This window comes from Amycolatopsis sp. lyj-84, assembly GCF_046549075.1.
In the GTDB taxonomy this organism is placed as follows: Bacteria; Actinomycetota; Actinomycetes; order Mycobacteriales; family Pseudonocardiaceae; genus Amycolatopsis.
This window is the reverse complement of the sequence record NZ_JAJPWO010000014.1, coordinates 47239-60224: the sequence shown is the minus strand read 5'-3', so window position 1 is coordinate 60224 and position 12986 is coordinate 47239. Positions and strand designations below refer to the sequence as shown.

The 12986-nt window shown below is 69.6% G+C and carries 12 protein-coding genes; 11 read left to right on the top strand and 1 reads right to left on the bottom strand.

Translation table 11 applies throughout. From position 1 onward, the window contains the following. Nucleotides 1-10 precede the first annotated feature (10 nt). A complete protein-coding gene (locus ACLJRM_RS34025) occupies nt 11-1099 on the bottom strand; it encodes an AAA family ATPase (RefSeq protein WP_410602334.1) in 1089 nt (362 codons plus the stop codon). A 284-nt stretch (nt 1100-1383) separates the two neighbouring features. On the opposite strand from ACLJRM_RS34025, the gene ACLJRM_RS34020 reads away from it, so the two are divergent. The 11 genes from ACLJRM_RS34020 (at nt 1384) to mraY (ending at nt 12979) form a co-directional block, all read left to right on the top strand. Beyond that, nucleotides 1384-1737 carry a hypothetical protein gene (locus tag ACLJRM_RS34020; protein ID WP_037304290.1) on the top strand — a complete coding sequence of 118 codons (354 nt, stop codon included), beginning with the start codon at nt 1384-1386 and terminating at the stop codon, nt 1735-1737. A 4-nt stretch (nt 1738-1741) separates the two neighbouring features. Then, nucleotides 1742-2284, top strand: a complete 543-nt coding sequence (locus ACLJRM_RS34015; RefSeq protein WP_410665426.1) for a DUF3558 domain-containing protein — start codon at nt 1742-1744, stop codon at nt 2282-2284. A gap of 8 nt (nt 2285-2292) precedes the next feature. Beyond that, nucleotides 2293-2871 carry a PE-PGRS family protein gene (locus ACLJRM_RS34010; protein ID WP_410665425.1) on the top strand — a complete coding sequence of 193 codons (579 nt, stop codon included), beginning with the start codon at nt 2293-2295 and terminating at the stop codon, nt 2869-2871. Next, nucleotides 2868-3620 carry an ESX secretion-associated protein EspG gene (locus tag ACLJRM_RS34005; protein ID WP_101606340.1) on the top strand — a complete coding sequence of 251 codons (753 nt, stop codon included), beginning with the start codon at nt 2868-2870 and terminating at the stop codon, nt 3618-3620. Before ACLJRM_RS34010 ends, ACLJRM_RS34005 begins: the two co-directional genes overlap by 4 nt. 454 nt (nt 3621-4074) lie before the next feature. Then, nucleotides 4075-4506, top strand: coding sequence for a division/cell wall cluster transcriptional repressor MraZ (mraZ, locus tag ACLJRM_RS34000; protein WP_076155107.1), 432 nt, complete (start codon nt 4075-4077; stop codon nt 4504-4506). Between the two features lie 204 nt (nt 4507-4710). Next, nucleotides 4711-5670, top strand: coding sequence for a 16S rRNA (cytosine(1402)-N(4))-methyltransferase RsmH (gene rsmH / locus ACLJRM_RS33995; RefSeq protein WP_101606341.1), 960 nt, complete (start codon nt 4711-4713; stop codon nt 5668-5670). Then, entirely contained in the window at nt 5667-6377 is a 711-nt protein-coding gene (locus ACLJRM_RS33990) for a hypothetical protein (protein ID WP_101606342.1), read from the top strand. Before rsmH ends, ACLJRM_RS33990 begins: the two co-directional genes overlap by 4 nt. Continuing rightward, the gene (locus ACLJRM_RS33985) at nt 6377-8305 is read left to right on the top strand and encodes a peptidoglycan D,D-transpeptidase FtsI family protein (RefSeq protein ID WP_101606343.1); all 1929 of its coding nucleotides are present in this window, start codon (nt 6377-6379) and stop codon (nt 8303-8305) included. Before ACLJRM_RS33990 ends, ACLJRM_RS33985 begins: the two co-directional genes overlap by 1 nt. Nucleotides 8306-8862: 557 nt before the next feature. After that, entirely contained in the window at nt 8863-10368 is a 1506-nt protein-coding gene (locus ACLJRM_RS33980; RefSeq protein WP_101613034.1) for a UDP-N-acetylmuramoyl-L-alanyl-D-glutamate--2,6-diaminopimelate ligase, read from the top strand. Further along, nucleotides 10365-11897: a UDP-N-acetylmuramoyl-tripeptide--D-alanyl-D-alanine ligase gene (locus ACLJRM_RS33975; RefSeq protein WP_101606344.1), complete on the top strand. Its 1533-nt coding sequence runs from the start codon at nt 10365-10367 to the stop codon at nt 11895-11897. Before ACLJRM_RS33980 ends, ACLJRM_RS33975 begins: the two co-directional genes overlap by 4 nt. Beyond that, entirely contained in the window at nt 11894-12979 is a 1086-nt protein-coding gene (mraY, locus tag ACLJRM_RS33970) for a phospho-N-acetylmuramoyl-pentapeptide-transferase (protein ID WP_076154832.1), read from the top strand. The genes ACLJRM_RS33975 and mraY overlap by 4 nt, the downstream gene beginning before the upstream one ends. Nucleotides 12980-12986: the final 7 nt, after the last annotated feature.

Below are 12986 nucleotides of genomic sequence, written 5' to 3'. Positions count from 1 at the left end.
CTTCTATTTATCAGCGGTGGTTCGTGCCCGGGGAGCCCTGCGGGACGGGAACGCGGTGCAGGATCGCGCGGACCACGTCGGTGGCCGAACGACGGGCGGCGTGCGCTTCGGTGGTGAGCACCATGCGGTGCGCCAGCACCGGGACCGCGACCGTGTGCAGGTCGTCCGGGACGACGAACTCTCGGCCCGAAAGCGCGGCCTGCGCCCGAGCGGCGCGGACCAGCTGCAGGGTGGCGCGCGGGGAAGCGCCGAGGCGGATCTCCGGCACCTGACGGGTCGCGGACACCAGCTCGACGGCGTACCGGCGGATCTCCGGCGACATGTGCACCGAGCGCACCGTCTCGATCAGCCGCTGCACCGAGTCGCGGTCGGACACGGGCTCGAGATCGGCGAGCGGGTTGTGCCCGGCGTGCTCGTCGACCATGGCCAGTTCGGCCTGCTGGTCGGGGTAGCCGATGGACACCCGCGCGGTGAACCGGTCCCGCTGGGCCTCGGGCAGCGCGTAGGTGCCCTCCATCTCGATCGGGTTCTGGGTGGCGATCACCATGAACGGCTCTTCGAGGTGGTACGTCGAGGTGTCGACGGTGACCTGGTGCTCTTCCATGCATTCGAGCAGGGCCGACTGCGTCTTCGGCGAGGCGCGGTTGATCTCGTCGCCGACGACGATGTTCGCGAACACCGGGCCGGGCCGGAACTCGAACCCGCCGCTCTGCCGGTTGTAGATGGACACCCCGGTGACGTCGCTGGGCAACAGGTCGGGGGTGAACTGGATCCGGCTGACGGTGCAGTCGATCGAGCGGGCCAGCGCCTTCGCCAGCGAGGTCTTGCCGACCCCGGGGACGTCTTCGACCAGGAGGTGGCCTTCGGCGAGCAGGGTCACGAGCGCGATGCGGATGACGTCGGGTTTGCCGACCAGTACCCGCTCCACGTTGGCGGCGATCCGCCGCGCCGTCTCGTGCAGTTCGTCGAGGGACGCTCTGCTCGCACGGCCGTTCTGACGGCCGCTCACCGAGCCCGCGGCCGTGGGGTACGGCGCTTGCCCGGTTGCCTGCTCGCCCTGCTGTTCGCCGGGCGTCGCAGACTGGATTCTCGACGTCACTCGACCTCCTGATGCCGCGTGGCTGGATGTCCGCTTGGTCTGCTGAGGGCCAGCTTTTCTCACCCGGGTGGTCCCCCGGGCAGCGGTCAGCCTCCCACGAAGTGTGTCAAACTCGGGCGAACTCGTGGGGGGAACCCCGCCAACCCCGGCCGATGACTCTGTGCAACCGGAGACATTACCTCGATCGGGTGAGGTGAGCGCGTTTTCAGGTGCTCCCGCTGACACGCGGTTTTGTCGTATGCTCCGTTGCGAGGTCGCTCGACTACGGAGAGGCGTAATCGCATATGAGCGAGGTGAGTACCGCCAAACCCCGGTTCGATCTGAGCGGGTTCGCGGTCGCCCCGGAGCTGGCGGCCGACGCCCACGTGAAGATCTCCGCCCTGCAGGACGTGGTCGGCCAGATGGTCCGCGAGGCCAAGGTGCTCGGTCGCACGGTTCCCCTTGGCGGGGGATACGCGGACGAGGTCGGCCGGTTCATGGCGCAGTACGGGATCGGTGCCGACGGCTCCGCGGTCGAGGCGCTCACCGCGTTCGGCAAGGAGCTCGAGGCGCTCAAGAACCGGATCGAGAAGGCGTTGGCCCGGTACACCCGTCAGGATGAACAAGCGGCGGCGGATGTGGACTGTGTCGGCGGCTGAACCCATGGCGTCCCGTGTCCCCCTTCTCGCCCTTTGTGGCGCGCTCACCGTCCTCACAGTGTCCGCCTGTGGGCAAGGAGCCGCAGGCCAGGCGCAGGTTCCGAGCACCGAGAAGGTGGTCGCCGGAGCTTCGGTCCAGGGCACGCTGCCGCCCGCCGTGCTGGATCCCTGCGCGCTGCTCGGCCCGCGGGACCGGTCGAGTGCCGGGCTGAACGTGCTCGGTGTCCCGAAGGAGATCAACGGCGCCCGCGCCTGCGACTGGACGGTGCCCGCCACCTTCGGCGTCACCATCACCGTGGACGAGAAGAACGGGCTGGCGGACCTCGAGATCGCGCGCAAGACCGCCACCAGGACCAAGGTCGGTGACCGGGAGGCGCTCAAGGTCGCGGACAAGAAGGCCGCCGACGGGACCTGCGCGGTCCTGCTCGGTATGGGGGACAAGGCGAGCGTCCAGATCGACGTGAGCAACACGAACTTCACCGACACCCCGCTCGCCTGCGAGCGCGCGGTGACGGTGGCGGGACTGGCCGAACCCAAACTGCCTTAGGAGAATCGGTGCCTGAAGGAGAGACGCCGGGCCGCGAGGTCCCGGTCGCGGCCACGCGGTACGAGGCCTACAGCCACGAGGCACTGGCCGCCGAAGTCGAAGCGGGCAACGACCCCGAGGCGGCCGGCGGCATCGGTGCCGCCTGGGACGCGCTCGCGCGGCGAATGCACGACGCGACGTCGGAACTGGCCGGGCTGGTCAGCAGTAGTGAGGAGAACTGGCGCGGTGAGGCGGGTGACGCTCTCCGCGGCGTGCTGTCCACGGCGTCCGGCTGGCTGACCTGGTCCGCCGATCTCTCGTCCGCGTTGGGGCAGGCCGTCTCCGGACAGGCCGAGGCGGCCGCGCGCGCCCGCGCGGACATGCCGCCGCCGGTGGACTACGACCCCGGCGCGATGATCCGCGGCGCCGCGGCGGGCGGGAACCTCGCGCTTCTCGCCGCGCTCGCCGACGAGATGGAGGCCAAGCACGCGGAGGCCGAGGCGGCTAGGCGCAAGGCCGTCGACGTCATGAACACCCGCGACGCCTCATTGCATTTGCTGACCCCGCAGATCTCGTTCGGGAAGCCGCCCGAGCTGGGGCGGTCTTGATCCGGGTTTCCGCGTCGGCGTTCGACGTTCTCTGGTCCGATCTCGGCCACGCGGCCCCGCCGTGGCCGCTGTCCGTCCGCAGTGTCGGCGGCACGGAAGCGGAACGCGCGGAGATCCGCGGCGCGGTCTACGAAAACCTTGTAGAACGCGGCCTCTATGACGGAGATCGGCTCGATGCCGCGTTGGAAGCGCGACTGGACCTTCTCGCGCGCGCCGACGTCTATGTCGAATGTGAGGCTCTGGCCGACATGACGGCCGAAGCGCCGTTCCGCGCCGTCGCGGCCGCGCGCGGGCGGCACGGCGTGCTGGCCACCCAGCCCGAACAGACCATCGCGCTGTCCGGGATCGGCGACGGCGGGGTGTTCGCCGCGATCGTCGACGTCCTGCCGGAGCTGCGGCCCGGCCCCGGCTACGGGATCAGCCTGCCCGCGGCGCGCTTCGACGGTGACCTGGAAGATCCGGTGTTCGGCGACGGCGGACGATCGTCGGCTTCGGACGATCAGCTGCGCGAGGTGCTCGCGATCCAGGCGCGGCCGGTCTACAGCGCGGGCCAGTTCACCGTGCGGACCCGGGACCGCGACGGCCGGGCGCACCGGGCGGGCGGGCTGACCTGGTTCGACACCGACGTCGGCGCGTACTGCGCCGCGCGGACCGAGGGGCGCGGCGGGCAGGCCTGGGTCACCGTGTCCCCTGTGGACGGTCCCCGGCTGGCCGCGCGGCTGGCTTCGCTGCTGGACCCGGACCGCTAGAACTTTCGAAGTCCGTGAAGGCCTCCTTCCCTACCGTGAGGGTAGGGAAGGAGGCCTTCACGGACCTTCGACGTCAGCAGTCCTTTGTCGACATTTCATGGGATGAACCGACGTCACCCTCCACAGTGTCCCCACCGCTCCCCACCGGATTCCCCACTTTCGCCCCCACTTCGCCCCACAGCAGGGTTCCGGCTGCCGATAACCGGACGCATCAGGCATCGGTGAGGTTGCTTCGATACCCGCCCAGGGGGATCTTGGCCACCGTCCCCCACCACGCCCCCACCTGGCCCCACCTGGCTGACCAGCGAAAACGTCTGACACGACGGAGTGGTCGCGGCTTTTGACGCGTTGACTGTGGTGAAAAGTGGGGTACGGTGGTGCGCAGTGGGGCAGTAGGGAGCCCCGTGACCGGCATTGGTTGTTCACAGCCGAAGTCGGTAGGGAGGTGGAGCCGATGTTCCTCGGCACCCACACCCCGAAATTGGACGACAAAGGGCGGCTCACGCTGCCCGCGAAGTTCCGCGACGCACTCGCCGGTGGGCTGATGGTCACCAAGGGTCAGGATCACTGTCTCTTCGTCTTTCCCCGGGCCGAGTTCGAGCAGATGGCGAGGAAGGTCGCCGACGCCCCGTTCACGAACGAGGCGGTCCGGGCCTACCAGCGTTATCTCTTCGCCGGGACGGACGAACAACGCCCGGACGGGCAAGGACGTGTCGCGATCGCGTCCGAGCTCCGGCGCTACGCCGGGTTGAACAAGGAGTGCGTGGTGATCGGGGCGATCACCAGGTTGGAGATCTGGGATGCCCAAGCGTGGCAGGGCTACCTGGACGAACACGAGGACAGCTACGCGAAGGCTCGAGAGGAAGTTCTGCCGGGCGTCTTCTAGACGTGACCGAGGAAGCACCCACGCCGTCGGGGGGCGCGGGTTCCTGCTTCGGACACGCCGGAAACCGCCCACACGGATGCCGTGAGGCCTCTGTCCGCTCAGTGGCCCTGGTACACCTTCCCCGGTACCAGGTCAGTAAGCGGGCGGACAGGGACCTGACGGCATCCGGCATCTTCCCCGGCACTACAGGAAAGGGGGGAAGACATGGCAGACGAACACGAGCACGTTCCGGTGCTGCTGAAGCGCATCGTCGAACTGTTCGAGCCGGTCTTCTCCGACCGCGAGGCCGTGCTGGTCGACGCGACCGTCGGACTCGGCGGTCATTCCGACGCGCTGCTCACCGCGTTCCCCGCACTGCGCCTGGTCGCGCTCGACCGGGACCCCAACGCGCTGGAACTCTCCGCGAAACGGCTTGCGCCGCACGGGGATCGCGTCGACTTCGTGCACGCCGTCTACGACGAGATGCCGTCGGCGCTCCAAGGTCTCGGACTGTCCAGAGTGGACGGGATCCTGTTCGACCTCGGTGTCTCTTCGATGCAGCTGGACCGCGCCGAGCGTGGTTTCGCCTACTCCAAGGATTCCCCGCTCGACATGCGGATGGACCCGACCACCGGGATCACCGCGGCCGACGTGCTCAACACCTACACGCCGGGCGAGCTGATCCGGATCCTGCGCGACTACGGCGAGGAACGGTTCGCCCAGCGGATCGTCAAAGCCGTTGTGGCGGCACGGGAGAAGGAACCTTTCACGCGCAGCGGACGGCTGGTGGAACTGCTGTACGACGCGGTCCCCGCGGCGAGCAGGCGCACCGGCGGGCATCCGGCGAAGCGCACCTTCCAGGCGTTGCGGATCGAGGTCAACGGCGAGCTGGAAGTGCTGCGGCGGGCGATGCCGCGGGCGCTGTCGGTGCTGGCCGTCGGCGGCCGCATCGTCGTCGAGTCCTATCAGTCCCTCGAGGACCGCCTGGTCAAACAGGCACTCGCGGAACTGGCGAAATCCCGGACCCCGGAAGGGCTTCCGGTGGAACTGCCGGGCCACGGCCCGGAACTGAAACTGCTCACCAGAGGGGCCGAGAAGGCCGGCGAGGCGGAGACCGAGCAGAACACACGGGCCGCCTCCGTGCGGCTGCGAGCCGCCGAACGGATCGGAGACCGAGCACGATGACCGCTCCCGCGAAGTCCCGCGGCCGCCGGACACCGGCGCCCGGACGAGGTGCCCGCGCGACCAGCACGGTCGACGAGACGCCGGACACCACCGAGACCACGAAGTCCAGCCGTGCCTCCCGCGGCCGGACGTCGGCGGCCGAGCGCGCCTACGCCCGTCGCGCCCAGCGCGCGGATCTGCTGCAGCGCGACCAGCAGCGCAACCGTCCCGACGCCGAAGGCGGCGCGGGCAAGGCCGAGCCGAGGAAGAAGCTCAAGCTGCGCTGGCCGCGTTCGCGCGCGTCGTTCGTGCTGATGATGATGGGCATGCTGGCCGTCGGCGTGGCGTGCACGCTGTGGCTGACCACGCAGGCCATCGCCGACTCGTACCGGCTCGAACAGCTCCGCACGACCAACGCCGGGCTGGCCGAGGCGAAGGAACGGCTGCAGCGCGAGGTCGCGAAGGCCGAGTCGCCCGCTTCTCTCGCGCCCAAGGCCAGGGAGCAGGGCATGGTGCCCGGCGGCGACCCCGCGCACCTCGTGGTCGGTACGGACGGACAGTCCACTGTGGTCGGTGAGCCGAAGAAGGCGGAAGCCGACACGCCCGCGGCGCAGGCCGATCCGGTGCCGCCGCCCGCCGAGGGGACGCAGCAAGGCGCGCCGATCGAGGGCGACCAGCCCGCGGTCCCGCAGGAGAACGCGGCGACCCCGGCGCAGGGAGGTCAGTGATGTCACCCGGCCGCCCGGCGCAAGCACGGGCCCGGTCGGTGGGGAGCGCGAGGCGGACCTACGCCGCCGGGACCCGCCGCGCCACCGCCCGGCGGGGCAACGGAGGGAATCCGAGCCGGTTCACCGGCGTCCGGATCCTGCTGATCATCATGATGGTGCTCGCCGGCCTCAAACTGGTGCAGGTGCAGTGGTTCGAGGCCGGTGCGCTGTCCGAAGCGGCGGAACGGCAGCGCACGTCCGTGATCGAAAGTCCCGCGCAGCGTGGGTCCATCATGGACCGCAACGGGACGAAGATCGCGTTCAGCATCGAGGTGCGGACACTCGCGGTGAGCCTGAACTGGCTCCACAAGACCATGGACGACTTCGCCGCGAAGAACCCGGCCAAGGGCAAGAACTTCGAGACCGAGGTGGCGGGCGCGGCGAAGCTGATCGCGGCCAAGCTGCCCGGGGTGATCACCGAGAAGGACCTGCTGGACAAGTTCCACAAGCCGGATGCGTTCACCTACCTGGTCCACGACATCGAACCGTCGGTCGCCGACTCGATCGTCAAGGAATACCCGTGGATCAGCGTCGAGAAGCGCTCGAAGCGGGAGTACCCCGGAGACTCGGTCGGGGCGAACATCATCGGTTTCGCGAACTGGCGGACCGACGACAAGGACATCTCCAAGCACAACCTGCACGGTGGCTACGGACTCGAAGCCTCGCGGGACTACGACCTCGCCGGGACGCCGGGCCGCAAGATCGTCAACACCCGGAACGGCAACGACAACCTTGTCATCCCCGGTACCGAGCGGGACATCCAGAACGCCGTCCCCGGTTCGGATCTGCAGCTGACGATCGACACCGACCTGCAGTACGAACTGCAGCGGCAGCTGAGCGAGTACGTCGTCAAGTCGAAGGCCAAGGGCGGCCAAGCGGTCATCATGGATTCGAAGACCGGCGAGGTCTACGCGCTGGCCAACGACAAGACGGTCAACCTCAACGACCCGGCTTCGCGCAGTGAGACGGAGAACCTGAACAACCGCGCGGTGACCACGCCGTTCGAACCCGGTTCGGTGAACAAGATCGTCACCGCCGCGGGCGCGATCGACCAGGGCGTCACCACGCCGGAGTCGTCGATGTCGGTGCCGGGTTCGCTGCAGGTCGCGGACAAGATCGTCAAGGACGCCTGGCACCACGGGGCGCAGCAGTTCACCACCACCGGCATCTTCGCGAAGTCCTCGAACGTCGGCACCCTGTTGCTGGCGCAGAAGCTCGGCGAGGACCGTTACGCGGACCTGCTCAAGAAGTTCGGTCTCGGCCAGCGCACCGGTCTCGGCCTCCCCGGCGAGAGCCCGGGCGTCGTCCCGCCGCGCAACCAGTGGTACGCCACGACTTTCGGGAACCTGCCGATCGGGCAGGGGCTCTCGATGACCGTCGTGCAGATGGCCGCGATGTACCAGGCCATCGCCAACGACGGGCTGCGCGTGGAACCCCGCGTGGTCAAGGCGAAGGTCAACCCGGACGGGACCGTCGTCCCCGAACCGGCGCCGAAGACCGTGCAGGTCATCAGCCCGCAGGCGGCGAAGACCGTGCGCGACATGATGCGTGCCGTGACGCAGAGCGGCCGCGGGCAGCAGAGCGGCACCGGGCCGAAGGCGGCGCTGGAGGGCTACCAGATCTCGGGCAAGACGGGCACCGGCCAGCAGGTCGACCCGCAGACGAAGACGTACAGCAACCATCTGTACAACATCACCTTCGCCGGGATCCTGCCCGCCGACAACCCGCGGTTCGTGGTCGGTATCCGGCTCGACGCGCCGGACACCTCGCTGCCAGGCGGTGGCTCGTCCGCGCCGCTGTTCCACTCGGTGGCCGCCTACCTGGCGCAGCGGTTCCAGATCCCGCTTTCGGACGGTCCCACGCCTCAGGTGCCGCTGGTGCTTTCCTGACGGACCACGCGTGATGGGAGCCGGGACTCGCTCATCCGTCTGGAGACACGTGAGATCCGGCTTCAGTCACACGAGATCCGGCTCCGAACACGTGAGAGCCGGCTTCGGTCACCCCGGCTGAGCGGCCAGGCACCCGCGTTGCGAAAGCCACTTTCGCAATCTTCAACGTTGCGAAAGTGGCTTTCGCGTCATGCCCGGTCGGCACGGCGTCAGAGAGCGCGGTCGTCGCTGTGCGTGAACGGGTCCCCGCACCGAGCACCGCCCGAAACGCCGGCACCGCTCACCGCCGAAGTCCTCAAGCGACAGTCGGAAGCCGTTGCGTGCCAAGGAGAGCTCATGAAACCCATTACCACGAGCATGATCACCGCGCTCACACCCCGCACCGCTTCCGTCACCCGAATGCCGCGCCGGTAACCTCCTTTGCTGTGTCGGTGCCTACTTCAGATCCCCGCAGCGGTCCCGCCGTCGAAAGCGGGTCCGGCGCGACGGCTGCCCAGGTCCCGGACAGCCCGGTCAAGGCCGTCGCCGCACCCCCGCGTCCGGCCAGGATCGAGCCGATGCCGCTGGGCACGCTGCTCGCCAGGGCGGGCGCGCGGCTCGTGGTGGGCGGTGACGACTACCCGTCCGCGGCCGAGCTGACGGTCACGGGAAGCACGCTTCGCGCGCAGCACGTCCTCCCCGGAGACCTCTTCGCCGCGCTTCCCGGTGCCCGCGCCCACGGCGCGGACTTCAGCGACCAGGCCATCGCCTCCGGCGCGGCCGCGGTGCTCACCGACGAGGCGGGCGCCGGGCGTCCGGTGCTCCGTGACGCCGGCGTGCCGATCCTGGTGCACCCGGACCCGCGGGCCGCGCTCGGCGAGATCGCCGCCTGGATCTACGGCGAGCCGTCGCTGGAGCTGTCCGTCCTCGGTATCACCGGGACGTCCGGCAAGACCACGACCTCGTACCTGGTCGACGCCGGGCTCAAGGCGGCCGGGCTCACCACCGGGCTGATCGGCACGGTCGAGACCCGGATCGCGGGCGAGCGGCTGGCCAGCGGGTTCACCACCCCCGAGGCGCCGGATCTGCAGGCGCTCCTGGCGGTGATGGTGGAGCGCGGGGTCACGCACGTCCCGATGGAGGTCTCCAGCCACGCGCTGTCGCTGGGCCGGGTCAACGGCACGCGCTTCGCGGTCGGTGCCTTCACCAACCTCTCCCAGGATCACCTGGACTTCCACAAGGACATGGAGGAGTACTTCGCCGCCAAGTCGCTGTTGTTCGACGGCCGCTCCACCGCCGAGGTGGTCGTCGTCGACAGTGCCTGGGGCCACGCACTCCTCACCCCGCACACGGTGACCGTCTCCACCGAGCCGGGAACGGACGCGCTGTGGCACGCCACCGACCTGACGCCCACCCCGGCGGGCGAGCAGACCTTCACCCTCCACGGCCCCGGCGGCCTCGCCGCTTCGGCGAAGATCCCGCTGCCGGGTGAGTTCAACGTGGCGAACGCCGTCCTCGCGGCCGCGATCCTCGACACCGCCGGTGTCCCGCTCGAAGCCATCGTCGCCGGGCTCGCCTCGGTCGAGGTGCCGGGCCGGATGGAGCGGGTCTACCTCGGCCAGCCGTTCACCGCGGTGGTCGACTACGCGCACAAGCCCGCCGCGGTCGCGCAGGGGCTCGACGCGCTGCGCGCCCGCACCGAGGGCCGGATCATCACCGTCCTCGGCTGCGGCGGCGACCGTGACACCGCGAAGCGCCCGGTGATGGGCGAGGCGGCGGTCCGGCGCAGCGAGGTGCTGATCGTGACCGACGACAACCCGCGCTCGGAGGATCCGGCCGCGATCCGGGCGGCCATGCTGGCCGGTGCCCGCAACGCCGGACCGGCGCTGGGCGGCGAGATCCTCGAGATCGCCGACCGCCGGGAAGCCATCGTCCACGCGGTCGAGCTCGCCCGCCCCGGGGACATCGTGCTCATCGCGGGCAAGGGCCACGAGACCGGCCAGGAGGTCCAGGGTGTCGTGCACCCGTTCTCCGACCGGGACGAACTCGCCTCCGCCATCCGCAGACGTCTGGAGACAGTGTGATCGTGCTCAGCCTCGCCGAGATCGCCGGCATCGTCGGCGGCAGGCTGCATCGGACCGACGGCACCGCCGAGGTCACCGGAAGCGTCGAATTCGACACCCGCGAGATCACGCCAGGTGGCCTGTTCGTCGCGCTGCCGGGCGCCAAGGTCGACGGCCATGACTTCGCCGCGAGGGCCGTCGAGTCCGGCGCCGTCGCGGTACTCGCGGCCCGCGAGGTCGACGCCCCGGCCGTGATCGTGCCGCCGCTCGACGCCGGTGTCGCCCATGATCGGGCGTTCGCGCTGGTCTCGGACAAGGACGGGGCGGGCGCCGCGGTGCTGGCCGCGCTGGCGAAGCTCGCCCGGCACGTGATCCAGAAGCTTTCCAGTGACCACCTGACCGTCGTCGGGGTCACCGGTTCGGCGGGCAAGACCTCGACCAAGGACATCATCGCCCAGCTGCTGGAGCCGCTCGGCCCGACGGTGGCGCCGCCGGGATCGTTCAACAACGAGCTGGGCCACCCCTGGACGGCGCTGCGGGCCGACGCCTCGACCCGGCAGCTGGTGCTGGAGCTGTCCGCCCGCGGGCCCGGCCACATCGCCGAGCTGGCGGCCATCGCGCCGCCGCGGATCGGGGTCGTGCTCAACGTCGGCACCGCGCACGTCGGCGAGTTCGGCTCGCGCGAAGGCATCGCCAAGGGCAAGGGCGAGCTCGTGGAGGCACTGCCGAGCGCTGAAGACGGCGGCGTCGCCGTCCTGAACCTCGATGACCCGTACGTCGCGGCGATGGCGAGCCGCACGAGCGCGCGGGTGGTGTTCGTCGGCGAAAGCGAGTCCGCGCAGGTCCGTGCCGTGGACATCACCCTCGACGGCGAAGCACGACCGTCGTTCCGCCTGGTCACTCCGGAGGGCGAGGCGCCGGTGAAGCTCCCGCTCTACGGCGAGCACCAGGTCGGCAACGCGCTCAGCGCCGCCGCCGTGGCACTGGAAATGGGCTCGACGACCGAGGAGATCGCGGCGCGTCTGTCGGGCCTCGAGCGGCGCTCGGACCGCCGCATGGAGGTCAGCACCCGGGCCGACGGCGTCACGGTGCTCAACGACTCGTTCAACGCCAGCCCCGAGTCGATGCGGGCCGCCCTCAAGGCACTCGCGTCGATGAGCGAGCAGCGCCGTTCCTGGGCGGTGCTCGGTGTGATGGGCGACCTCGGCGAGGACTCGGTCGCGGCGCACGACGGCATCGGCAGGCTCGTCGTCCGGCTCAACATCGACAAGCTCGTGGTCATCGGACAGGCCGCCGCGGCCACGCACCAGGGCGCGCAGCAGGAGGGTTCCTGGGGCGAGGAGTCGGTACTGGTACCCGACGTCGAGGCCGCCATCGCCCTGCTGCATGATCAGCTCCGCGCGGGCGACGTGGTGCTGGTGAAGGCGTCCAAGGCCGCCGCGCTGTGGAGGGTGGCCGACGCCGTGCTCGCCTCTCCCGCAACGAACGTTGAAACCCCTGAAGTAGCCCCTTCCCCCTCTCAAGAACGCTCGAACGGTGGTGACGCGTGATCAGCATCCTGATCGCGGCCGCGGCGGGCCTGCTGGTCTCCATCCTCCTCACTCCCTATCTGATCCGGGTCTTCTCCCGGCAGGGCTTCGGCCAGGAGATCCGGGAGGAAGGACCGCAGGGACACAAATCCAAGCGCGGTACCCCGACGATGGGTGGTGTCGCGATCATCGTCGCGATGGTCGTCGGGTATTTCGTGGCTCATCTGATCAGCTCGCTCAGCGGCGGCAACGGCACCGGCGGCCCGTCCGCTTCGGGCCTGCTGGTCCTCGCGCTGGCGGTGGGTCTCGGGATCGTCGGATTCCTCGACGACTTCATCAAGATCCGCAAGCAGCGCAACCTCGGGCTGAACAAGACCGCGAAACTGGTCGGCCAGCTGGTGGTCACGATCGGATTCGCGATCCTGGCGCTGCAGTTCGCCGACGAGCGCGGGCTGACCCCGGCGTCGGAGAGCCTGTCCTACGTGCGGGACCTCGCGCTGATCACCTTCCCGTCGGTGTTCTTCGTGATCTTCTGCTACATCGTCATCTCGGGCTGGTCGAACGCGGTGAACTTCACCGACGGCCTCGACGGTCTCGCGGGCGGCACCGCGGCGATGGTGCTGGCGACCTACGTCGTCATCGCCTTCTGGCAGACCCGCCTCTCGTGCGCGGTCACCCCGCAGGCCGCCTGCTACGACGTCCGTGACCCGCTGGACCTGGCCGTGGTGGCCGCGGCGGCGACCGGTGCCTGTGTCGGGTTCCTCTGGTGGAACGCGGCACCGGCGAAGATCTTCATGGGCGACACCGGTTCGCTGGCCCTCGGTGGCCTCGTCGCCGGTCTGTCGATGACCACCCGCACCGAACTGCTCGCCATCGTCATCGGCGGTCTGTTCATGGTCGAGATGATCTCGGTGGTCGCGCAGATCGCGGTCTTCCGCACGACCCGGCGGCGGCTGTTCCGGATGGCCCCGTTCCATCACCACTTCGAACTCGCGGGCTGGGCGGAGACCACGGTCATCATCCGGTTCTGGCTGCTCTCGGCCATCTGCTGCATGTTCGGTCTCGGCCTGTTCTACAGCGAACAGCTCGGTCTCGGGGGTTAAGCGGTGC